The organism is Paenibacillus tyrphae (assembly GCF_027925525.1).
In the GTDB taxonomy this organism is placed as follows: Bacteria; Bacillota; Bacilli; order Paenibacillales; family NBRC-103111; genus Paenibacillus_G; species Paenibacillus_G tyrfis_B.
The window spans coordinates 127,679-150,868 of the sequence record NZ_BSDJ01000014.1 but is presented as its reverse complement, the minus strand read 5'-3'; the positions used below and the strand labels follow the sequence as shown (position 1 = coordinate 150,868).

Below are 23,190 nucleotides of genomic sequence, written 5' to 3'. Positions count from 1 at the left end.
TCGGAATGTAAGCGATTTTATGAACGAAATGGACATGACTTACCAATGTAAAATCCCAAATTCACCGGATGAAGGAATTTGCTAGCAAAAGGTCACAGCGAAATGAAAACGTTTTTTTTGCGAAGTGACGTTCTTTATTCACGAATTTTGGGTAAGCGCATACTCATAAAAGGGAGGCCCTGTATGAAAACGATTCGTTTAACGATGGCGCAGGCATTGCTGAAATTTTTGGATAACCAGTACATCCAGATCGATGGGGAAGAACGCAAATTCGTCAAAGGCGTCATGGGGATTTTCGGGCACGGGAACGTCACGGGCCTCGGCGAGGCACTGGAGCTGGACAAAGGCGCGCTCCAGTTCATCCAAGGCAAAAACGAGCAGGGCATGGCGCATGCGGCTATGGCTTACGCGAAGCAGAAGAACCGGCTTGAAATATTCGCGTGTACCTCTTCCATCGGTCCCGGCGCATTGAACATGGTGACGGCGGCGGGGACCGCGACGGTGAACCGCATTCCGGTGCTGTTCCTGCCCGGGGATATTTTCGCTTGCCGACAGCCAGACCCTGTGCTTCAGCAAATCGAAGATCCGACAGACTATACGATTTCGGCCAACGATGCGTTCAAGCCGGTCAGCAAATATTGGGACCGCATTTCCCGGCCCGAGCAGCTGATCACGGCGGCCTTGAACGCGATGCGCGTGCTGACCGATCCCGTCGATACGGGCGCGGTGACGCTGTCGCTTCCGCAGGACGTGCAGTGCGAGGCGTACGACTACCCGGCCGAATTTTTCGCGAAACGGGTCCATTACATCGAGCGGCGCACCGTATCGCAGGGCGCATTGGACCGGGCGGTTCAAGCGATTCGCGGCAAGAAACGGCCGCTGATCATCGCCGGAGGCGGCGTTCACTACTCGCTCGCGGTGAAGGAACTGATCGCCTTCGCGGAAACGTTCCAAATTCCGGTGACGGAGACGCAAGCCGGCAAAAGCGCGATGCCGTGGGATCACCCGCTGTATATGGGCGCCATAGGCGTAACCGGATCGCTTGCCGCGAACCGGCTGGCGAAGGAAGCCGATCTAATCATTTCCGTGGGAACGCGTCTGGCCGACTTTCCGACCGCATCCAAGAGCGCGTTCCAGCATCTGGACGTATCGTTCCTGAACATTAATGTCAGCTCCTTCGATGCGATGAAGCTGAACGCGCTCATGGTCATCGCTGATGCTAAGGAAGCGCTTACCGCCTTGCAGGACGTCTTGGGGCAGGCCGGCTATGAAAGCGCCTACCCGGCCGACGAGCTGAAGGCGGAGAAGCAGGCTTGGGACCAAGAGGTCGACCGCTTGTACGCCATGGAGCTGCCGGACGGTCTGTCGCAGACGAGAGTCATCGGCGAAATTAACGCGTCGCTCGATCCGAACGACGTGGTCGTATGCGCCGCTGGCAGCCTGCCCGGCGACCTTCACCGGCTGTGGAGATGCGATCATCCGAATACGTACCATATGGAATACGGCTTTTCTTGCATGGGCTACGAGGTGTCGGGAGCGTTTGGGGTGAAGCTGGCCGATCCCGGGCGCGAGGTGTATGCGTTCGTCGGCGACGGCAGCTTCATGATGCTTCATTCCGAGCTGCTGACCAGCATCCAGGAAGGGCGGAAAATCAACGTGCTGCTCCTGGATAACCACGGCTATCAGTGCATTCACAATCTCCAGCGCGGACATGGCAGCCAAGGCTTCGGCAACGAATTCCGCTACCGCTCCGCCGATACGAACAGGCTGACAGGCGACTACGTGCCGGTCGACTTCTCGCTCTATGCGCGGGCGCTCGGTGTCAAGACGTTCACGGTGCGTACGATTGACGAGCTGAAGGAAGCCTTGAAGAGCGCCAAGGAGCAGACCGTCTCCACCTTGATCGAAATCAAGGTGCTTCCGGGCACGAACACGGACGGCTATGAATCGTGGTGGCGCGTCGGCGTGGCGGAAGTATCGGAGAGCGTGAAGGTGCATCAAGCTTACGATACGATGCGGCAAAAGCTCGAAGGCGTGAAGGAAATTTAATTTTCATTAAAGAAGGGACCTGCATATGAACATCGATCGCTTGAAGCTGGGAATTTCCCCGATTAACTGGGTGAATGAAGATGTGCTTGAGCTAGGGGATCACTATACGTTCGAAGATCTGTTGACCGATTTCTCGGCTCTCGGCTTCGCCGCGACGGAGAATTGCCGCAAATTCCCGAAAGATCCGGACGTGCTGCGGGAAGCTTTGGCGGAGAAAGGAATCCTGCTCACTTCGCAGTGGAAAGGCGTGCTTTTTTCTGACCCGAGCTATCGGGAAGCGGAGCTGGAGGCTTACCGCAAGCATGTGCAATTTTTGCAAAAAATGGGCAGCAAGCACGTCGTCACCTGCGAGCTCGGCGGGTCGATCATCGGCGATCCGAGGCGGTCGCCTGCGGACCGGAACGTGATTCCTTTTACCGATGAGGAATGGAATCATATGGTGGACGGCTTGCATCAAGCTGGTGAAATTTGCCGCGAGCATGGCATGAAGCTGGTGTACCACTACCATATCGGCACGAATGTCGAGCGCCCGGAGGAAATCGACCGCTTGATGGCGACGACCGACCCGGAACTGGTTCATATGCTGTACGATACGGGCCATGCTTTCTATGGAGGAGCCGACCCGCTTGCGCTGCTGCAGCGGTACGCCGACCGGATCGCATATGTGCATTTGAAAGACGTGCGTCAGGACGTTCTCGACCGGGTAAGGCGTGAGAATATACCGTTCCAATCGGCGGTGATTCAGGGCGTTTACACGGTGCCGGGGGACGGCTGCATCGATTTTGCACCGATTTTCCGGGAGTTGTTCGCCCGCGGTTACGACGGCTGGATGATCATCGAAGCGGAGCAGGACCCGTCCGTGGCCAACCCGGTCGAATACGCGCGGAAGTCGAAGGAATACATTGCTGCCATCGTCAGCGATTTAACGAGCAATATATCTGGATAACGGGAAAGGGGAATGGTTTCAGATGGCGGATCTTATTGTGCCGAGCCGTAAGACGGCGGACGAGCAAGGAAACGTGCTCACGATTACACCGGAATCGGCGGGCTGGACATATGTCGGCTTCGAAGTGTACCGGTTGAGCCAGGGCCAGCGCTTAAAGAAGGAAACGGGCGATCAAGAGGTATGTCTGGTGCTATTGTCGGGCAAGGCGAATGTGGCGACCTCCGAGCTTAAGCTGGACAACATCGGGCAGCGCATGAGCGTCTTTGAACAAATCCCTCCGTACAGCGTCTATGTCCCGAACGGCGACTTCTTCGAAGTAACGGCGACGACGGAGCTGGAGCTGGCCGTATGTGCGGCGCCGGGCTACGGCAGTCATCCGGCGAGACTCATTGCTCCCGATCAGGTCGGGGTGGAAACGAGAGGCTATGGGAATATCGAGCGGCATATCCATAACATTTTGCCGGAGCAGTCGCCTGCGGACAGCTTGCTGGTGGTCGAGGTATTTACGCCGAACGGGCATTGGTCCAGCTACCCGCCGCATAAGCATGATCAGGACAATTTGCCGAACGAATCGTACTTGGAAGAAACGTATTACCATAAAATCAACCCGGCTGAAGGCTTTGCCCTGCAAAGGGTGTACACGCTCGACGGAGAGCTGGACGAAACGATGATCGTGAAAAACGGGGACGCCGTGCTGGTGCCTAAAGGCTTCCATCCCGTATCCGCGCCGCCGGGGTATGATGTTTACTATTTGAACGTGATGGCGGGTCCGGTGCGCACCTGGCGGTTTTATAACGATCCGGCGCACGAATGGCTGATGACGAACGCCAAAAAATAATTTTCCAATCGCATAAGATGGAGGTGCGCCGAGAGATGAACCATATCACGTTTCAGCAGGACCGGGAGCTGGATTTTATCGGGCTTGGCCGGCTGTGCATAGACCTGAACGCCAACGAGATTAACCGGCCGATGGAGGAAACGCTTACTTTTACGAAATATGTGGGGGGCTCGCCCGCCAACATTACGATTGCGTTAGCCAAACTAGGTGCGCGCACGGGATTTATCGGCAAAGTATCGGACGATCAATTCGGTCGTTTCATCAAAAGCTATCTGCACAAGCTAAACATCGATACACGCAATGTGGTGACCGATCATACCGGCGCGGTGACGGGGCTGGCGTTTACCGAAATCAAGTCGCCGAGCGATTGCAGTATCCTGATGTACCGCGACAACGTCGCCGATCTGAAGCTGGAAGCGGGCGAGGTGCAGGAGGATTTCATCAAGCGGGCGAAGGCAATCTTGATCTCCGGCACGGCGCTGGCGTCAAGCCCTTCCAGAGAAGCCGTATTCCAAGCGATCGAATATGCGCGGAAGCATCAAGTGGTCATTATTTTCGACGTCGATTACCGCCGCTGGACGTGGAAGTCGAAGGAAGAGACGGCGATTTACTGCAATCTGGTCGCGGAGCAGTGCGATGTTATTATTGCCGGCAGGGAAGAATTTGACGTCATGGAAATCGTGACCGGACCGGAAGTCAAGGACGATCTCGCCACGGCGCAGCGCTGGTTCGAGCGTCAGGCGAAAATCGTCGTCGTCAAGCACGGCGGAGACGGCTCCATCGTGTTTACGAAGGACGGGGGAAGCAGTCGCGGAGGCATTTTCCCGGCGAAGCAGGTGATCAAAACGTTTGGTGCGGGGGATTCGTTCGCAGGCGCGTTCATTTACGGCTTGCTGCAGGGCTGGCCTGTCGAGAAATGCCAGGAGTTCGGCAGCGCGTCGGCTTCCATCGTTGTGTCCAGCCACAGCTGCTCCGATGCGATGCCGACGGTGGAGCAGATTGAGGATTTGATCAGAGAGCACCGGGCGAATAGCAGTACTTAAAAGTACGGTGAATCCCAGCGGAGCGGGCGGAATCGTTCTGTCCAGACTTTGCAAAGCAAAGTCACAGAGTGTTAAGAAAGAGATTTTTGACTGAAATAGAGAAACATACGAAGGTGGGGTATCTACTGGAGGAGCGATAGCGTTCGCCTTTGTCTGCAGGAAATACCCGCTACTAAATGGCTTCTAATAAAAATTTCCTGCGGACAACAGCGACCGGAAGTAGATACCCCACCTCCTCGTACACCTCTATTACTTTAATTGACCACTTTCTCAATAAGCTCAGATTTGCAAAGCAAAGTCACAACGGAAGTACGCTTAGCGTCGCAATAAAATAGAAAAGGGGAACAACTAGCATGTCTAACGAAAAGCTTCTGCAAAATTACATTGGCGGGCAATGGGTGGATGCCACTTCAGGCAAAGAAGATATCGTGACGAATCCGGCGACCGACGAAGTGCTGGCGAGAGTGCCGCTGTCTTCGCGGGAAGATCTCGATCAAGCCGTCCGGACGGCGAAGGAAGCGTTCAAGCAGTGGAGCCGCGTACCGGTGCCGAGAAGAGCGCGCATCATGTTCAAATACCAGCAGCTGCTCGTGGAGCATTGGGATGAGCTGGCCCGCCTCGTAACGCTGGAGAACGGCAAAAACTACGCCGAGGCTTACGGTGAAGTGCAGCGGGGCATCGAATGCGTCGAATTCGCAGCGGGCGTGCCGACCTTGATGATGGGCAGCGTGCTGCCGGATATCGCGACCGGACTGGAATCGAACATGTATCGTTATCCGATCGGCGTTGTCGGCGGCATTACGCCGTTCAACTTCCCGATGATGGTGCCTTGCTGGATGTTCCCGCTGGCGATCGCTTGCGGCAACACCTTTGTCCTGAAGCCGTCGGAGAGAACGCCGATTCTGGCTTGCCGCTTGGCGGAATTGCTGCAGGAAGCGGGCCTGCCGGACGGCGTGTTCAATATCGTCCACGGGGCGCACGATGTCGTTAACGGCCTGCTGGAGCATCAGGACGTAGCGGCGATTTCCTTCGTCGGCTCGCAGCCGGTGGCGGAATACGTCTACAAGACGGCGGCCGCTCACGGCAAGCGGGTGCAGGCGCTCGGCGGCGCCAAAAACCACTCCATCGTGCTGCCGGATGCGGATATGGACCTGACCGTCAAAGAAATTATTAATGCGGCTTTCGGCTCGGCGGGCGAACGGTGCATGGCTTGCTCCGTTGTCGTGGCTGTGGGCGATACCGCCGATACGCTGGCCGAGCGTCTGGTTGCGGCGGCTAAGCAATTAACGATCGGCAACGGCATCGAGAAAGGCAATTTCCTCGGCCCGGTCATCCGCCAATCGCATAAAGAAAGAACGGTCGGTTATATCGAAAAAGGAAGCGAAGAAGGAGCAGCGCTTCTGCTGGACGGACGCGAATGCGAAGCGGCCTCGGGAGACGGCTATTTCGTCGGGCCGACGATCTTCGACCACGCGAAGCCGGGCATGACGATCTGGAATGACGAAATTTTTGCGCCTGTGCTGCAGATCGTGCGCGCCGACAGCTTAACGGAGGCGATTGACATCGCCAATCAGTCCGAATTCGCCAACGGCGCCTGCTTGTACACGGACAGCGCCAAAGCCGTGCGCCAGTTCCGGGAAACGATTGACGCAGGCATGCTCGGCATTAACGTAGGGGTACCTGCGCCGATGGCCTTCTTCCCGTTCTCTGGCTACAAAAAGTCGTTCTACGGCGATTTGCATGCCAACGGTAAAGACGGCGTCGAGTTCTATACGCGCAAAAAAATGGTCACCGCCCGTTATTAAGGTGGAAGCGGCTTCGCTTTTTTCGTCAACGGCGGAGCCGCGCCGTTACAAAAAAAGGTGTAAAGAAAATCACAGAAGCATATTGCAATTTCTCAAAACCCTAGATATAATCGCATTAAGGAAAGCGCTTTATTTATCTCGATTGGGGTAGCTCTTCCAAATGACAATGCCGATAAATAAAGGAAAGTCATGGAAAACGGATCGTTATTAAGGTCATGGTAAAGCGGCTGATACAGCGGAAAACGGATTATTTTTTTTGGATTTTGATTAAGCGCTTACTTTCATTCCTCACGGTACACACGGAGAAAGGCTTTGCTTTTTGAAAGGGGTTACGACATGGGAGAACGCGATGCTTTATTGGAACTGAGGGGAATCAACAAAGGCTTCTCAGGCAACCAGGTGCTGAAGGAGATTCATCTGGACATCCGGCCGGGCGAGGTGCATGTCCTGCTGGGGGAGAACGGAGCGGGTAAATCGACGCTGATCAAGATTATGACCGGCGCGTATACGAAGGATTCCGGCGACATCTTCTGGGAGTCGAACAAGGTGGAAATCAACGGTCCGGTCGACGCGATGAATCTCGGGATCGCCACGATCTACCAGGAGCTTAACCTCATTCCCGAGCTGACGGTATACGAGAATATTTTTCTGGGCCGGGAGCTGAAGAAGAACGGCAAATATTCGCTGCTCGACCGCAAGACGATGCGGCTTAAGGCCGAGGAATATTTGAAACAGCTCGGGCAGGATATTTCCCCGGACGCCAAAGTATCCACACTTGGCATCGGACAGCAGCAACTGGTCGAAATTGCGAAAGCGTTAACCATTAATGCGAAGCTGATCATCATGGACGAACCGTCCTCGAGCCTAAGCGAATCGGAAATCGAACAGCTGCTGACGACGGTGATGGAGCTGCGCAAGCAAGGGATTGCGATCGTCTACATCTCGCACAAGCTGGAAGAAAACAAGCGAATCGGCGACCGGATCTCGATCTTGCGGGATGGCCGGAAAATCGAAACGCTGAGCATGGCGGAGACGGATACCGAGAAGATGATCCAACTGATGGTCGGCCGGAGCCTGGACGAGAAATATCCGAAAATGAACTTCCAGCTCGGCGAAGAAGGCTTGCGGGTCGAAGGTCTGCGGCTGAAGAACTCGAGCAAGGAGATCAGCTTCACGGCGTATCAAGGACAAATTCTCGGTTTTTCCGGTCTTGTCGGCGCCGGGAGGACGGAGCTGGCCCGGGGCATCTTCGGGGTCGATCCGGTCGATCAAGGCAAGGTGTACGTGTTCGGCAAAGAGGTCAAGATCAAGTGCCCGGAGGACGCGATCAAAGCGGGACTCGCTTTTATTACCGAGGACCGTAAAGGCGAAGGCTTGATCCTCGATCAGACGCTCGAATTCAATATCACCATTGCCAACCTGAAGAAGTTGAAGAAAAACAAGTTTTTGCACAAAGACAAGATGAAAGCGCTTGCTATCGATTATTTGAAGGAGCTGCAGGTGCGTCCCGGAGATATTGCCGCACAGGCGCGGAAGCTCAGCGGCGGTAATCAGCAGAAGGTTGTCATCGCCAAATGGCTCTGTACGAACGCTAAAGTATTCATTTTCGACGAACCGACAAGGGGGATTGACGTCGGCGCGAAGGTGGAGGTATACCGGCTGATCAATTCATTGGTGCAGGACGGTGCGGTGGTGATCATTATTTCGTCGGAGCTGCCCGAGATTCTGGGCATTTGCGACCGCATTCTGGTCATGAACGAAGGGCAGATCGTCGACGACATGCTCAGGGAACAGGCGGATCAGGAAAAAATCATGAAGTCCGCGACAAGGGGGAATTAAGATGTCTGCTGTCATCGTTGAAAAAAGCGAAGTAAGGAAAGTAAAATCTAACGGGTTTATAAGCAAATTCGGCGCCTTGATCGGCTTGATAATTTTATGCACGGTCTTGACCGTCCTAAGCGATAATTTCTTGACCGTGGACAACGTGATGAACATTGCACGCCAATCTTCCATCAACGCGCTGCTGGCGATCGGGATGCTGCTGCCGATTTTGACGGCGGGGATCGACTTGTCCGTCGGTTCGATTTTGGCGTTGTCCATCATGATGATGGGGATCGTTTCCGTCAATCACGGGATTAACCCGTATCTCGGCATTGTCGTATGTCTCGGCGTCGGTGCGCTGCTCGGCTGGACGAACGGCATCATGCTGACGAAGCTGAAGCTGCCGCACCCGTTCATCTCCACGCTGGGTACGATGAATATCGCCCGCGGGATTGCCTTGATTATTACCGGAGCGGCCCCGATTGCCGGATTCGCCGCACCGATTCAATTCGCGGGCAACGAGTTTATCGGTCCCGTGCCGTTCAGCTTTATTCTGGTTATCGTCGTTTATATTCTCTTCGATATTTTCTTGAACCGTACCTCGACAGGACGCTACATCTACGCGATCGGCGGGAATAAGGAAACGGCCCGTCTGTCCGGGATTAACGTGAATAAAATTCTCGTCATCGTCTACACCTTGAGCGGCTTGATGGCCGGTTTGGCCGGGCTGGTCATGGTCGGACGCGTCAACTCGGCGTTTCCGCTGGCCGGGATGGGCTACGAACTGGATGCGATCGCTGCGGTGATCATCGGCGGCGCAAGCTTCTTCGGCGGCGTCGGCACGGTCTGGGGCACGCTAATCGGCGCTACGATCATCGCGGTGCTCCGCAACGGCTTGAATCTGCTGAACGTCTCCGCCGATTTTCAGATGGCGATCATCGGTCTGGTTATCGTAGCGGCGGTCTATGTGGATGTGCTGCGCCAGCGCTCCTTCAAGAAATAGACATTAACTTGAAATCACCGAAACCCATACAAGGAGAGAACACAATGGAAAAACCGATTCGCTGCGCGGTATTGGGGCTTGGAAGACTGGGCTACTGGCACGCGGAAAATGTAGCTTCGAAGGTGAAGGGAGCCAAGCTGGTATGCGTGGCCGATCCGCAAACCGGTCATGCGGCCAAGGTGGCCGGAGAGCTCGGCGTAGACCGGTACACGGGGAACCTGAACGAGGTATTCGAGGACGACTCGATCGATGCGGTCGTTATCGCGTCTCCGACGAGCACGCATGCCGACATGATTACGCAGGCGGCGCGCAACGGCAAGCACATTTTCGTCGAGAAGCCTTTGACGGTCGATCTGCAGGAAGCGTCGGACGTCCTCCGCGTCATCGAAGAAACGAAGGTCGTGTGCCAGGTCGGTTTTATGAGAAGGTTTGACCCCGCCTATGCCGAGGCGAAGAAAAGAATCGCACGCGGCGATATCGGCAAGCCGATCTATTACAAGGGCGTATCGCGCGACCCCGGCTCGCCGCCGGCCGAGTTTATCAAGAACAGCGGAGGCATCTTTCTCGACCTGGGCATCCACGATTACGATTTGGCGAGATTTTTGTTGGAAGCCGAAGTGACTTCCGTCGCAGCGCACGGCAGCGTGCTGGTTCACGGCTTTATGGAGGAATTCGGCGACGTGGATCAAGGGATCGCTTACGCCACGTTCGACTCCGGAGCGGCCGCCGATATTGAATGCAGCCGGAATGCTTACTACGGCTACGATATTCGCGGCGAAGTGATCGGAACCGAGGGAACGCTGCTGATCGGTTCGCTCCGGCACCGCGACATTTCCGTACTTACGTTTAAAGGCAGCTCCCAAGACATCGTGCCGGACTTTCCGACCCGGTTCGAAAGCGCTTATGTGCTTGAAATGCAGCATTTTGTCGATTGCTTGCTGAACGGCCAGAAACCGTCAGTCACGGCAGAGGACGGGAAAAAGGCGCTGGAGATCGCCGTAACGGCCAAGAAAGCCTTTGAAACCGGAAGCCGGGTACAGTTGTAACGCCAAAAGCTTGACATAAGAAAAGCTTATAAAAAATCGGGAGGTCTTTTCATGAAAAAAAGCGCATTGGTGTCTATGGTATTGGCTCTGTCTCTTGCGGTGGTGGCGGGGTGCGCCAGTCAAGGCGGAGGCAGCTCGGCTCCGGCATCGTCGGACAAAGGGGATAAAGGCGGAAGCTCCGGCCAAAAGCCGAAGGTGCAAGTCGTGCTGAAAACGCTCAGCAGCCCTTACTGGAAATACGTCGAAGCGGGTGCGAAAAAGGCGTTCCAAGATTTGAACGTGGACGGAACCGTCATCGGGCCGGCTTCGGAATCGCAAATTCTGGAGCAGGTCAATATGCTGGAGGACGCGCTGAACAAGAAGCCGGCCGCTCTGGTCGTGGCACCGACGCAGCCTTCTACGGCGATTCCCGTGCTGAAAAAGTATAAAGACAAAAACATCCCGGTACTGCTCGTAGATACGGACACGGCCGATTGGGCGGATAAAACGACCTTTATCGGTACGGATAACGCGACAGCGGGGAAAAAGGGCGGAGAATATTTGGCTTCGCTGCTGAAATCCGGCGATAAAGTAGCCCTCATTGCGGGCGCACTCGGCAACCCGGCGACCGACGAGCGGATCAAGGGCGCGAAGGAAGCGCTGGAGGCGAAAGGGATGAAAATCGCCGCCAACCAGCCGGCTGACAGCGATAAAGCGAAGGCGATGTCCGTCATGGAAAATATTTTGCAGAACAACCCGGACCTGAAGGGGGTCTTTGCCGCCAACGACGACATGGCGCTCGGCGCTTTGCGTGCGGCGGAAGCAAAAGGCCTGAAAATCCCGATTCTCGGCACGGACGGCACGGTGGAATCCATCGAATCGATTCTGGCCGACAAATTGGGCGGCACGGTTGCGCAGAACCCGTATGAAATGGGCTACAAGGGCGTAGAAAATGCCGTCAAAGCGATCAAAGGCGAAAACGTGGAGAAGCGGATCGACAGCGGCGTGGAAGTCATCAACAAAGAAAATGCGCAGAAGAAGCTTGATTTCCTGAAAAGCTTGACGAAATAAGAGGCATTACATTATAGAGAGGAACATGGATATGGAGAGAATAAAAATAGGCATTATCGGCGCCGGCCGCATCGGCAAGCTTCATGCGGAGAACCTGAAGCGGCTCCCGCAGGTGGAAATCAAGACGATTTCCGATATTTTCGCCGACAACATCCGCGATTGGGCGGCACAGAACGGCATTGCCAACGTCACCGCTGACTATCAGGACATTATGCAGGACCCGGAAATCGCTGCCGTCTTCATCTGCTCGCCGACGGACACGCACATTGCCATCATCGAAGAAGCGGCCAAGGCCGGGAAGCACATTTTTTGCGAGAAGCCGATTAGCTTCGCCCTGGATAAGACGGTGCAGGCCCTTGAGCTGGTCAAGCAATCGGGCGTCAAGTTCCAAACGGGCTTCAACCGCAGATTCGACCATAACATGAGCCGGATTCAAGAACTGGTTCGAGAGGGCAAGATCGGCGACACGCATATTCTGAAGATTACTTCCCGCGACCCGGCACCGCCGCATAAGGAGTATATCCCTGCGTCCGGAGGCATGTTCATCGACATGACCATTCACGATTTTGACATCGCCCGGTTTATGGTCGGCAGTGATGTGGAAGAGGTGTTCGTACAGGGAGCGGTTCTCGTCGATCCGGTGTTCGCCGAATGCGGCGATATCGATACCGCCATCATTTCGCTCAAGTTCAAGAACGGCGCTCTGGGCGTCATCGATAACAGCCGTCAGGCGCATTTCTACGATCAACGGGTCGAGGTGTTTGGCTCGAAGGGCTGCCTGACGATCCAGAACGATTATCCGAGCAGCGCGGAGCTTTACACTGCGGACGGCGTCTACCGGGATAAGCCGCTCTACTTCTTCCTGGAACGGTACAACGAAGCATATGTGAAGGAAGTCAAGGCGTTTATCGACGCCATCGTTCACGATACGCCGGTACCGGTCAGCGCGAACGACGGCTATCAAGCCGAATTGATCGCGCATGCGGCAAAATTATCCTTGCAGGAAAAGCGTCCGGTCAAGGTGGAGGAAGTATTAACGCAATGGCATATTAGTGTATAATTGTTAATATGTCATTTCGTTGAAAGAAGTGGAAGCTATGAAGGCTACAATTTATGACGTTGCCAAGCAGGCAGGCGTATCCATTGCCACCGTCTCGAAAGTGATCAATCAAACGGGGCGCATCAGCGAAGAAACGCGGGCCAAGGTCAATCGGATCATGCAGGAGTTGAATTACCAGCCAAGCGTCGTAGCTTCGGCTCTGACGGGAAAGCAAACCTTTACGCTCGGCTTGTTGTTGCCCGATTTGGCCAACCCGTTCTTTGCGGAAATCGCGAGAAGTGTGGAGGATCGTGCGCACGAGCTCGGCTTCAGCGTCATGATTTGCAGCACGGACAACAATCTTTTGAGAGAAGAACGAAATATTTCGTTGCTGAAGCAAAAAAGCGTGGACGGCATTATCATTGCCACCGGCGTACGCAACGATGCGATATTGAAGGACTTGAAAAAACAAAACTTTCCGGTTGCGCTGATTGCCCGCGATATGCCTTCCTTGGCGATCGATACCGTGCTGGTGGACGATTTCATCGGCGGGCATATGGCGGCCACGCATCTCATTGAGCAGGGACACCGGCAAATTGCCGTCATCGCGGAGGACACGTTGGTGATGAGCAGTAAGGAGCGGATACGGGGGTACCGGCTCGCGCTGGAAGAAGCGGGCATTGCCTATAATCCGGAGCTGGTGCGGATCAGCGATTTTAAAGTAACGGACGCGAAGCAGGTTGCCGGGGAAATGCTGGACTCCCCTCAGCCGCCGACGGCCATCTTCGCCTGTAACGATCTGCTGGCCACCGGCGTGATTCAAGCCGTACGCGAACGAGGCTTGTCTGTTCCCGGCGATTTATCTATCGTCGGATTCGACAACACGCTGCTGGCGACGATTGTCGATCCTCCGTTAACGACGGTTGCGCAGCCCATTCAAGAAATGGGGCAAACGGTCGTCGATCTGATCATCCGCATCATCAACGATAAAAATTCCACCAAGCAGCGCATCGTGATGCTGCCCGAGTTGGTTATCCGTTCTTCCGTGTCCCGGCCTGGCGAATACCGGAATAAGTGAGGAACAAAGGAGCCGCTAGAAATGACGATTGTTTCCATGAAACACATGCTGGAACGGGCGCTCGACGGGCGGTATGCGGTCGGACAATTTAATTTAAACAACCTGGAGTTCACGCAGGCGATTCTGCAGGCGGCGCAAGAGGAGCGGTCGCCGGTCATTCTCGGCGTGAGCGAAGCGTATATCCCTTATATGGGCGGACTGCCGTTCATCGCGGGAATGGTCAAAGCGCTCGTCGCGGAATACGGCATTACGGTGCCGGTCGCGCTGCACTTGGATCACGGCTCCACCTATGAGGTATGCATTCGGGCGATTCACGCCGGGTTTACTTCCGTCATGATCGATGCGTCGCATCATTCGCTGGAGCACAACATCGAAGTAACCCGCAGCGTGACGCAGGCCGCACATGCGCTTGGCGTCAGCGTGGAAGCCGAGCTTGGCCGGATTACGGGCCGGGAGGACGATCTCGTGGTCGACGAGGCGGAAGCGATGTATGCCGTGCCCGAAGAATGCTTGCGGTTGGTCCGGGAGACCGGCATCGACTGCCTGGCGCCGGCGCTGGGCTCCGTGCACGGCCCGTATCGCGGCCAGCCTCAGCTTGGGTTTGACCGCATGGCGGAAATTCAGCAGTTGACCGGGCTGCCTCTGGTTCTGCATGGAGGAAGCGGCCTTCCTGAGGACGAGATCCGCAGGGCGATCTCGCTCGGAACAGCCAAAATCAATGTGAACACGGACAATCAAATGGCCTTCACGGCTGCGATTCGAAGCTTCTTGAACGACCATCCCGAAGCTTACGATCCGCGAAATTATTTGGTGCCTGCCCGCGAAGCGATTAAAGAAGCGGTCAAAGCTAAAATCCGTCTGTTCGGCAGCGGGAATCAAGCGTAATTGCATACGGAAGAGCGCCTCCGGCCCCGGAATGAGCATGAACTGCCCATTCCGCAAGGCCGGAGGCGCTTTTTTTGTTGGGGGGCGAGAGCGGAATTCTGGTCACTCGTTTCACATCGCTGATTATATTCACTGGTTGGCGAATAAATTTCGAAAGGCTATCGGGGCAGCCGGCAGAATAGCCCTCCCCGCTGGCTTACCAAATATAGTAGCCTAGATACTGAAAAGGTCGCATGTAAACACATTGCGACCTTTTCGGGGAGATTATTATTTTTCGGATTTTGGCTCGTATTTAACGGTTTCCTTTGGTGATTTTTGCAATTTGTCTAGCTTAGAGTGTACGCGTTTAATCATGGTTAACGCTTCGGCTCTTGTAAGTGGATCACCTTCCTTGAATCCTTCAAAAGAGTTGTCAATTTTCCCTTCTACAATGCCGTTGTCCAAAAGATAACGAATTGAATCCTGTTGGTTATAGTTTTTGCCTGTAGCATCTGCAATAATTTTGGCTGCTTGACCCCGGGCTAGGCCAATATCAGAACCTTTGGGCTGATGAAAAGGAACAATGACATACCATCCGTAACTAAAGGCAAAGGTCATATAGGGGTAAGACCAATCCCCCGTATTATTAGGATCATCTGGACTAAAATCCGAAGGTTTAAATGTCCTGATCAAAAGTGTTATAAATTCCTTTTGTCCAACAACTTGTTCCGGCTTAAAAGTATTATCAGGGTACCCATCCACTATTTTTTCCTTAACAGCCCATTGTATGGTATCTATGGCCCAATGATCCTTGCTAACATCTTGAAATTTAATTTCTTCCGCATGTACACTGCTGTATCCGCAGAAAAACATCATTATGCAAAGTGCTGATAAAAGACACTTGCGCCCAATCATAAAATGACCCCTCCTTTTAATGTAAATTAAACGTTCTATTTACAATTGACGAAAATAATTCAAGAAAGTTGCGATGGCTATAAAAAAAGGCCCTCAAACTTCGAGAGCCTTTTCCTTCAATTAAAATTAACGTCTTGGCAAATCGAAATAAATATTGACCTCGTTGCTAAATGGTGTACCATAAACACCTTTAACCGTTCGTTGCTCATCAGGCGTACCGGATCTACGTTCCGAGCTTGTTTTTGAATAGTCCCAGTTCACGGTATAACCATTTGAATCGGCAAGCAAGACATTATAGTGCTTACCGTATTGGCTGTATGAGCCATCAGTAATATCGCCTTGATTTTCGAAGAAGGTTAAAGAATGCTCGTTATTTACAGCGGTAGTAGGATTATACTTATCAAAACCATGTCCGGGTGCGTAGAAAGATATAGCACTCAATGGATTACCTGTATACCGATTAAATGCACTTGTAAAGAGTGTATCGTTTTCTTCCCACGATACTAAAAGAACTTCGGCGTGCTCATTTTTATCGATGATGTTACCTCCTTCCCACCAACCAGTCGTGCCTGGAGGAGCAGGATAAATATTCATTCCTAATTTCCAATACCGCCCATCCCTAGTGAATAAACCGGCATCCCCGCCTCCACCTGTTTCATGGTAAAAACCAAAAAACTCCATTGCTCTTGTAGTTAACGTGTTTGCCAGATAAACTTGAGGGAATTGAACATGCATGTATCCCTTATGGTACCCTTTGGTCGCAGTGTAAATGTAGTGTCCTCCCGTGTCCATCTCGTATCCATACCTTGAGGATGTAGAAGGGGTCACATCATTTTTTTGTTGCAGGCGTTTAAATTTCTTTTCCGTCCCAAATCCAGGTTCCTTTTGTCCATTTACTTCAAACCCACCTTCGGGAAGTGCTTTACCAGAAATCATCTCGTCAATTTTAGGATTAACAATGCCTTGGATAAAGTTGGCCGCTTGTTCCTTGTTGAAATTGTTGATTTTCACAATCTTTGAAACAAAATCAACTTTATCACCAAGTTTCGCAATCGTTTCCTCCGTTACTCCCACTGATGTCAATTCATGCCTTGCAACCTCGAAACTTTTCTCCACTTCTTGTTTTGAAATTGTGATTGGTTCTTGTTGCGTTTGGGCAATCGCACTCCCCAGAATGGAAAAAGTAAGTACCGTCGAAGCTACGGATGCATACACGACTTTTTTTATTTTCATGGATTCTTCTCCTTTGATTTTTTTGGAACAAAGAGCCGGCCGACATATTGTCCACCTAAAAAATACCATGAATGGCAATATAATCATATGGGACAAAACTACTTTTTTATGAGCATTTAGTAGTACTAAAACAAGCGATTTTACTAGGTTGTGTTCAAAAAGTTGTGTAAAAATATGTACTTATTTGTTGATAAATGTCATATTTCGTTGTTTTACTCTCGTTTTCTACTGTTACTTGCTGAAATTCGGTTATTCCCCTCCAAATGTTCTATATTGCCATCGAAAACTCCTAGATGTAATATTATGGTATATCTTGAAGGGAGCGTTTGGGTCAAATGACAAATCTAGGGTTTGAGGCAGGGATGAAAGATCAATTCTATGCTGTAGCAGAGCAACTTTTCAAAGAGGAAAAGAAAACAGAAGCAGCGCCTTTGTATCGTACTATCATTGAGCGGACGGATAATAACGATCAAACGTTTCTCCTGTGTCAATTCCGGTTGTTTCAATGCCTCGTCGGAATTAGCTCGGAAGAAAATAAGGATGCATTAGAACGCTTTGAGCCGTTCTATAGCCTTCTGCCGGAAGACACGCGACTCGATGCTTTGTTGCTGCTGGCGAATGTTTGTTATTCACTTGGCGACTGGAAAAGGGTTGAACGTTATGGGGACGAATTGTATGCATGTGCTATTTTTGTTTATGATCGATTAAAAAAAGAAAATTTTGTTAAAAACCTACATACTGAGCGGCATTTAGTGGTATATTATGGTCATGGACTGAGGATCAAAGGGTTTGTTCTCACCATGCAAGGGCGATATGAAGAAGCGAAAAAATGCGTGGCTGAGTATTCAGACCTTGGATGGTTCGAGTGCCTTGATGACATGGGGAAAAAGGAGGTTGAGAAGTTTCGAACTTGGGGCAAGGCGAATATGTACAATCTCGAATTAAAAACTGGTAACAATAAAGTGCTCCCTGAATTGTCTGAATTTTTAGACCAAAACCGCGAAGAGATTTTACCAAGTCTTTTATCGGTTGTTGAATCGGCAAATCAGTTCCGTTTTGATGCCGATGACATTATCAACAAATTTTCAATTTGGCTTCCTCCTGTAAATTCCGAAGTAACCTATATTAACGGAACTCAATTATTTCATTTTTGGTACGAAAAAGCTAAGTATGATTTTAAAAAGAAACGTATCGTCGGCGGTATTGACGAGTTGTTATATGCTCTTTATTTGGCGCATAGGATGAACTATTATGCAGGCTTCGAAAAATGCGTTTCGTTATTTAGAAAGCATAGCGAATACGCGACAGAACAGCAGAAACTGGGGTACAAAAATATTGTAGAAGGAGTGTTTGATTTATGAAGAAAGCGTTATTATCTGTAGTGATGGGGTTGATCTTGTTAAGTGGAATCATTGTACCGCAGCAACCGCAGGAGCCTTCGATAAAGCTGCTCGATCATAATGGATGGGGCGGCTAATAAAATAATAAGAGTCCCGGCCTGTGGTCAGGGGCTCTTTTGTTTTTTCAAAAAGATGAGATTTTTTCGCAAATTCGATGCGACGCAACACCAATCTCGGATGGTTCAAGTTTCTGGACGATGACGGGAAAAGGAGGTCGATAAGTTTAAGGCCATTGCAAAAGCAAATATGCTTTTACTAGAACTCGAAACGGGGAATATAGATGTACTATCCGCTTTAGTGGAATATTTGGAGGAGCACCCCCTCGTACCCTCCCGGTTACGCTGTCTGCGATCCAAGCATCAATTCTAAGCAGCTCTTTATTTATTTACTGTGAAAAGGCAAATTATAGCTTGAGAAAAAGGAAGTCTCTTCCCATGTTGACGAACTGCTTCAAGCTCTAGAGATAGCAAAAAAGAAGCCTGTAACAGCTTACGTAGACGTTGGTGTAGGCGAATAAACGAAAATAACTCCTGAGCTCTAGGGTTCAGGAGTTATTTTTCTTGCGGGTCTCCGGGTCCGCAGGAAATTTTTATTTGAAGCAGCTTAGTAGAGGAAAAACACTTTCTGGACACTTAGGCTTTACTTACGCGGTCGCGTCCTCGCTGTCCGGGGAATCGTCGCCGACTTCGAGCTGATCGTCGGTGCTATCAGCCTGCTCCAGATCGTAGGAGTTCCCGGTCCAAGCTTGGCTTAGCGCGTTGGCATCGGCGATCAATGCCGCTTTTGCCGCTTCGGAAATAACATCCTTCTTGGTCGCTTTGTCGATTTTCTTCTTAAAATCGTTCATCGCTTTGACGGCCTGTTTTAGCTTCGCTTTCGCTTCGTGATTCTGGGCGGTCTTCAAGCTCGCGGACAGCTTATTCTTGAGCGGTCCGCTTAGCTCTCCGGCAGCATGATAAGATTCCAGCAGCCGCTGCATGGAAGCGATGCTAGTCTTAACAACAATCGAAATCGCCGCCTGCGACACGTTGCCCGCCTGATCCGTCGCTGTCATTTGGACCGCGTGCGTTCCCAATTGGCCTGCCAAACGCAGCGGAGTTCCGGGGGCATACGGCTTGCCGTCTACCGTGATCGTTGTCCCGGCAATGCCCGACACCGAATCGGAGGCTTGCACATCCAGCGCAAGCGTCTCGCTGTCCATAAATTCGGTCCCGTCCGCCAAGGGGATGCCGTTCGCCATTGCAGCCAGGGTCGGAGCCGTTGTATCGACTTTCAGGAGGAGGGGCTTCGCCTTTTCCACATTACCGGCATTGTCCGTAGAGCGGTACCGCAGCCCGTACATTCCGTCTGTGCTGAATTGGATCGGTTCCATGTACAAATTCCAATTTTTTCCCAAATCCAGGCTGTATTCCGTTCTGGAGATGCCGGACTGTTCGTCTTGTGCGGACAAGGTGACGGTTACCGGATGGATAAACCATCCTTGCTGCCCGTCCGGACGGGAAGGCGAGACGCTCGCCGTTGTCACCGGCGGCGTTTTATCGTTTTCCCATTCGATCGATTCCTTCAACCGCGCAATCAGCTCCTGAAGCGGGCTGATCGAGCTTTCGTAGTCGTACGGGAAATGATTGAGCATTTCTTGCAATTGGCTTCTCAGCCCGCTGTCACCTTTGCCCAAGGCCAGCAAGCCTTCCGCTTGTTTCACCAGCTCCAAATAGCTGTTCAACACCCCCGGTCCGTACACTTCAAACTCCAGAATGGAATAGCCGTATATCGTACCTCTTTCGATGCCTTGAAGCTTGACATATCTCGCCTTGACGGCGGTGTCAAATTTGATCGTCTCGACTCCGCCTTTGCCGTCGATCACCGCATCGCCTGCTTTTACATTTTGCCACTGCTGGCCATCGCCGGAAACGAGTATTTTGTACTTCTTGGCGTAAGCGCCTTCCCACTTGATCACGACGCTGTCGATTTCCTGCTGTTCACCGAGATCGACGCTGAACCAGTTATCGTCTTCAAAAGTACTCGACCATCTTGTGCCCGTATTTCCGTCGACAGCCTGATCCGGCGACAAATGAGGGGCCTCGCTGGTCGATGCTTCCGCATGCTTGTTTAACGCCAGGTTCATCCCGTCGAAGCTGACCGCCTTATTGTAAACGATCAGATTGTCGATGACGCCTTTAAAGGAATTGGCGGAGCTTCCGATCTTCTCGAGCGGCAGCACCAAGGTATCGATCCGGGGCGTTGCGCCGTTCGTTACCCATAATTTCTCCACGTACTCGTTGCCATTGACATACAGGGATACGCCTTTGTTATCTCCGGTCAGCAGCAAGTGCGTCCATTGTCCCGCCGGAACTTTGTATTGGAACGTGCTGTGATAGTGTTCCTTGGAAAAGCCCAGCAGCCCGGTCTTTCCTTCCTTGAGCTTCACTTGGCCGACAGGCGATTCCAGCAGTACTGCATCATCCGGGTTGTCGGCATCGGGCTTGATCCACATGGAAACGGTCCATCCAAATCCTAACGCTTCTAGCGGCGTCTTGATGTAGCTTTCTCCTCCGCCGAACCGTACGCCTTTGCCGTATTTGCCGTCCGCTGCCGCTACATTTTTGCCGATGCCATTGTAGCCGTTGCCGGAAGCGTCGGCGAAGCCGTTTTCGAACAAATACTTGATGACGTTGCCGTCTTTATTCGGGACTTGCAGCTTATGGGAGATGTTGGCGTTCGGCGCTTCGCCGATCCGTTCCGCTGCGGCTGCATAAGCGTTGTAGTCAGCGTCTTCCCGGCTTCCTGTCCACATTTTTTCGGACAGCACCTGCACGCCGGGGAACATTCGGTCATGAGAATCGTCCATCGATAATCCGACGGAATCCGAAATGTCGTTCCACAGCGCCAGCATGGCGCCTTTCAGCTTCGGATGGCCGTAGGGCAGCGTCGTATCGCTAAATACGTTCGGTTCCCACATTTTATACATATATTTAGGGTCGATCCGGTCTTTGTACAATCTTGGCACGAGATACATATAGCTGTTCTCCGTGTTCAGGATATCGTATCCAAGATCGATCGCTTGCCGGGCATCTCCGTAAGGCACGTGCCACACATCCATCGTGGCCTCGGTGCTGACTGGGGTGACCCCGTTGTATTCCCTCATGCCGCCCCAAATATGGGGATGCTTGCCTTTGCCGTTGATATGCTTGACGAGCGTATCCATATACCCGCGAAAAACCTCGGTATTGCCCCAATATTCGTCCGTCCCGACATGGACGTCGGGGCCGATAAAGGTCGGGTTGTCGCCATCGATATATTCGTCGAGCAAACTTTTGACGAAATCGACCGTTTTCGGCTTCGTAATGTCCAGATGAGGTCCGGTCCCCAGAGAAGGATCGAAGCTGGTAAAAGCTCTGGAATGCCCCGGTGTATCGATCTCCGGAATGACATTCACGCCGTAATCCATGCCAAGCCGCTGAAGATCGCGAAACTCCTCTTTGGTGTAAAAGCCGTTTTTGCTCGCAAGCCCGGGGTATTTCGTACTCTCCAGACGATAGGCCGCAGTCGTACCGTCTTGGAACGGCGTTCCTACATCGTCGTTCAAATGAATCTGAAACTGGTTCATTTTGTACCAGGACAGCAGCTTCACGTAGTCTCTCAGAAACTCAATCGTATAAAACTTTCTGGCAACGTCGATCATGAGCCCGCGTGTTTCGTACTTCGGATAATCCCTTGCCGTCCCTTTGGGGATATGGGCATGACCTTCATCCTGCTTCAAAATTTGCAGCGCCGATCTCGTCCCGAAAAAGACGCCTGTCACATCAGCCGATGTAATCGTGACATGATCGTTAACGTCGAAGAGGTAGCCTTCTTTTCCGAGCCAGGCTAAGGAATCGTCGATGGACAAATAAAGGTCGCCCGCCTGTGGAGCACCGTAAATAATGTTCGCGCTGACGCCGGTAATATCCCGCAGATCTTCCTTCGTTTGCTCCGCGGCTTTTTGCAAAGCCGTTTTATGGGCCGGATTGACCACGATTCGCGAGGTCGGCTTCAGGGTGAAATTTCCGGTCCGGCCATGCCATTCGCGCAGCGACGGGATGACCTTCGGCTCCTTGTTCAAATCGTCCGTTTGCGTATACTGCCCTGGTACCGCTGCGAGCACGTTTCCGGTTATGGCTTTCTGACCGGTGCCCGTATGTTCGACTTGAAACAGGAGATTCACTTTCGTATCCACAAGAGGCGTGTGAATTTTCCCCGTTTGATCGATCACGGGCAGTCTGTCGCTGCCGTATACGGAAACCTTGTAGCCTTCGGGCACTTGTGGCAGAACGATCTCCGTCTGTCCTTTGGCAATAGGCGGGATTTGGGTGATGCCCTTCACGATTTTGGGCAGTTCGCCGGCGTTATACACCTCGAATTCGAAGAAGGAATACCCGTAAAAGGTGCCTTCCACAGGAGCACGCTGCACGCCTTGAAATTTCACATACCTTGCTTTCACATCGTCAAAATCGGTCGTTTCCGTCCCGCCTCTACATGCAATCTCGCCGTCATGGCCGAGCACGTTCGTCCAATGCTGCGCATCGTTTGAAACCAGCAGCTTGTACTTGCTGGCGGGGGTCTGCCATTTGATGGTCACCCGGTTTATGGTGAACTCTTCGCCGAGGTCCACATAGAACCACTGATCGTCTTGCAGGGCGGACGACCATCGCGTGCTGCCGTTGCCGTCAACGGCATTGGCCGGGCCAAGCCAGTCCACTTCGTTCCCCGAAGCGTACACCGCTTGATGTACCGCCAAATTAACGCCGACCGGGGTACTGACAACATTCGCAGGCATGGCCCTGCCACCGTAAACGGTTTCATAAACAGACCGGGTAACGGGAAGCATCGGAGAAACGTCGCCTGTCCGCCCCGCCTCAGCGGCTGCTTGTGGCGGGCCTGCGGGGATAAGCGTGGAGAGAAGCACCAGTGACAATAAACTAGAAAGCGTTTTCCTTTTCATGTTCTCCTCCTTGTGCATTTTTGGAAAAAACACCTCAACTTTTATATTAAGAGACCGGTTTTTCCATTCAAATAGACAA

At 52.4% G+C, this 23,190-nt stretch carries 16 protein-coding genes; 13 read left to right on the top strand and 3 right to left on the bottom strand.

Features of this window, described 5'->3' with window-relative positions; translation table 11 throughout:
* Positions 1–183 precede the first annotated feature (183 nt).
* The 12 genes from iolD to fba all read left to right on the top strand — a co-directional run bounded on the left by iolD (position 184) and on the right by fba (position 14,603).
* A complete protein-coding gene (gene iolD, locus QMG93_RS18735) occupies positions 184–2,049 on the top strand; it encodes a 3D-(3,5/4)-trihydroxycyclohexane-1,2-dione acylhydrolase (decyclizing) (RefSeq protein WP_281939066.1) in 1,866 nt (621 codons plus the stop codon).
* Positions 2,050–2,074: 25 nt separating this feature from the next.
* Positions 2,075–2,995 carry a myo-inosose-2 dehydratase gene (gene iolE, locus QMG93_RS18730; RefSeq protein WP_281939064.1) on the top strand — a complete coding sequence of 307 codons (921 nt, stop codon included), beginning with the start codon at positions 2,075–2,077 and terminating at the stop codon, positions 2,993–2,995.
* Positions 2,996–3,017: 22 nt separating this feature from the next.
* On the top strand, positions 3,018–3,833 hold the full coding sequence (gene iolB / locus QMG93_RS18725) for a 5-deoxy-glucuronate isomerase (RefSeq protein WP_281939062.1): 816 nt from the start codon (positions 3,018–3,020) through the stop codon (positions 3,831–3,833).
* Positions 3,834–3,868: 35 nt separating this feature from the next.
* Positions 3,869–4,876 (top strand): 5-dehydro-2-deoxygluconokinase, encoded by a 1,008-nt coding sequence (iolC, locus tag QMG93_RS18720; protein WP_281939060.1) that lies wholly within the window; start codon positions 3,869–3,871, stop codon positions 4,874–4,876.
* Between the two features lie 353 nt (positions 4,877–5,229).
* Complete coding sequence (locus QMG93_RS18715; protein WP_281939058.1) at positions 5,230–6,681, top strand: CoA-acylating methylmalonate-semialdehyde dehydrogenase; 1,452 nt, start codon at positions 5,230–5,232, stop codon at positions 6,679–6,681.
* 336 nt (positions 6,682–7,017) lie between these two features.
* Positions 7,018–8,520, top strand: coding sequence for a sugar ABC transporter ATP-binding protein (locus QMG93_RS18710; protein ID WP_281939056.1), 1,503 nt, complete (start codon positions 7,018–7,020; stop codon positions 8,518–8,520).
* A gap of 1 nt (position 8,521) precedes the next feature.
* Positions 8,522–9,505 (top strand): ABC transporter permease, encoded by a 984-nt coding sequence (locus QMG93_RS18705; protein ID WP_281939054.1) that lies wholly within the window; start codon positions 8,522–8,524, stop codon positions 9,503–9,505.
* A gap of 44 nt (positions 9,506–9,549) precedes the next feature.
* Complete coding sequence (gene iolG / locus QMG93_RS18700; RefSeq protein ID WP_281939052.1) at positions 9,550–10,551, top strand: inositol 2-dehydrogenase; 1,002 nt, start codon at positions 9,550–9,552, stop codon at positions 10,549–10,551.
* Positions 10,552–10,602: 51 nt separating this feature from the next.
* The gene (locus QMG93_RS18695; protein ID WP_281939050.1) at positions 10,603–11,601 is read left to right on the top strand and encodes a sugar ABC transporter substrate-binding protein; all 999 of its coding nucleotides are present in this window, start codon (positions 10,603–10,605) and stop codon (positions 11,599–11,601) included.
* Between the two features lie 31 nt (positions 11,602–11,632).
* Positions 11,633–12,661, top strand: coding sequence for an inositol 2-dehydrogenase (iolG, locus tag QMG93_RS18690; protein ID WP_281939048.1), 1,029 nt, complete (start codon positions 11,633–11,635; stop codon positions 12,659–12,661).
* A 37-nt stretch (positions 12,662–12,698) separates the two neighbouring features.
* Positions 12,699–13,718, top strand: coding sequence for a LacI family DNA-binding transcriptional regulator (locus QMG93_RS18685; RefSeq protein ID WP_281939046.1), 1,020 nt, complete (start codon positions 12,699–12,701; stop codon positions 13,716–13,718).
* A gap of 21 nt (positions 13,719–13,739) precedes the next feature.
* Positions 13,740–14,603, top strand: coding sequence for a class II fructose-1,6-bisphosphate aldolase (fba, locus tag QMG93_RS18680; RefSeq protein ID WP_281939044.1), 864 nt, complete (start codon positions 13,740–13,742; stop codon positions 14,601–14,603).
* Between the two features lie 267 nt (positions 14,604–14,870).
* Here fba and QMG93_RS18675 read toward each other — a convergent pair whose 3' ends face one another.
* Together QMG93_RS18675 and QMG93_RS18670 are read right to left on the bottom strand one after the other, a co-directional pair.
* Positions 14,871–15,497 carry an S-layer homology domain-containing protein gene (locus QMG93_RS18675; RefSeq protein ID WP_281939042.1) on the bottom strand — a complete coding sequence of 209 codons (627 nt, stop codon included), beginning with the start codon at positions 15,495–15,497 and terminating at the stop codon, positions 14,871–14,873.
* A 126-nt stretch (positions 15,498–15,623) separates the two neighbouring features.
* Complete coding sequence (locus QMG93_RS18670; RefSeq protein ID WP_281939040.1) at positions 15,624–16,730, bottom strand: hypothetical protein; 1,107 nt, start codon at positions 16,728–16,730, stop codon at positions 15,624–15,626.
* A gap of 335 nt (positions 16,731–17,065) precedes the next feature.
* Here QMG93_RS18670 and QMG93_RS18665 point away from each other — a divergent pair, with 335 nt between their 5' ends.
* Positions 17,066–18,091: a tetratricopeptide repeat protein gene (locus QMG93_RS18665; RefSeq protein ID WP_281939038.1), complete on the top strand. Its 1,026-nt coding sequence runs from the start codon at positions 17,066–17,068 to the stop codon at positions 18,089–18,091.
* 682 nt (positions 18,092–18,773) lie between these two features.
* Here the strand turns inward: QMG93_RS18665 and QMG93_RS18660 are convergent.
* Complete coding sequence (locus QMG93_RS18660; protein WP_281939036.1) at positions 18,774–23,111, bottom strand: discoidin domain-containing protein; 4,338 nt, start codon at positions 23,109–23,111, stop codon at positions 18,774–18,776.
* Positions 23,112–23,190 lie beyond the last annotated feature (79 nt).

What these genes read in the sequence shown, in the direction of transcription:
- iolD (WP_281939066.1), top strand. Translation starts at nt 184, where the DNA reads ATGAAAACGATTCGTTTAACGATGGCGCAGGCATTGCTGAAATTTTTG.
- iolE (WP_281939064.1), top strand. Translation starts at nt 2,075, where the DNA reads ATGAACATCGATCGCTTGAAGCTGGGAATTTCCCCGATTAACTGGGTG.
- iolB (WP_281939062.1), top strand. Translation starts at nt 3,018, where the DNA reads ATGGCGGATCTTATTGTGCCGAGCCGTAAGACGGCGGACGAGCAAGGA.
- iolC (WP_281939060.1), top strand. Translation starts at nt 3,869, where the DNA reads ATGAACCATATCACGTTTCAGCAGGACCGGGAGCTGGATTTTATCGGG.
- QMG93_RS18715 (WP_281939058.1), top strand. Translation starts at nt 5,230, where the DNA reads ATGTCTAACGAAAAGCTTCTGCAAAATTACATTGGCGGGCAATGGGTG.
- QMG93_RS18710 (WP_281939056.1), top strand. Translation starts at nt 7,018, where the DNA reads ATGGGAGAACGCGATGCTTTATTGGAACTGAGGGGAATCAACAAAGGC.
- QMG93_RS18705 (WP_281939054.1), top strand. Translation starts at nt 8,522, where the DNA reads ATGTCTGCTGTCATCGTTGAAAAAAGCGAAGTAAGGAAAGTAAAATCT.
- iolG (WP_281939052.1), top strand. Translation starts at nt 9,550, where the DNA reads ATGGAAAAACCGATTCGCTGCGCGGTATTGGGGCTTGGAAGACTGGGC.
- QMG93_RS18695 (WP_281939050.1), top strand. Translation starts at nt 10,603, where the DNA reads ATGAAAAAAAGCGCATTGGTGTCTATGGTATTGGCTCTGTCTCTTGCG.
- iolG (WP_281939048.1), top strand. Translation starts at nt 11,633, where the DNA reads ATGGAGAGAATAAAAATAGGCATTATCGGCGCCGGCCGCATCGGCAAG.
- QMG93_RS18685 (WP_281939046.1), top strand. Translation starts at nt 12,699, where the DNA reads ATGAAGGCTACAATTTATGACGTTGCCAAGCAGGCAGGCGTATCCATT.
- fba (WP_281939044.1), top strand. Translation starts at nt 13,740, where the DNA reads ATGACGATTGTTTCCATGAAACACATGCTGGAACGGGCGCTCGACGGG.
- QMG93_RS18675 (WP_281939042.1), bottom strand. Translation starts at nt 15,497, where the DNA reads ATGATTGGGCGCAAGTGTCTTTTATCAGCACTTTGCATAATGATGTTT.
- QMG93_RS18670 (WP_281939040.1), bottom strand. Translation starts at nt 16,730, where the DNA reads ATGAAAATAAAAAAAGTCGTGTATGCATCCGTAGCTTCGACGGTACTT.
- QMG93_RS18665 (WP_281939038.1), top strand. Translation starts at nt 17,066, where the DNA reads ATGACAAATCTAGGGTTTGAGGCAGGGATGAAAGATCAATTCTATGCT.
- QMG93_RS18660 (WP_281939036.1), bottom strand. Translation starts at nt 23,111, where the DNA reads ATGAAAAGGAAAACGCTTTCTAGTTTATTGTCACTGGTGCTTCTCTCC.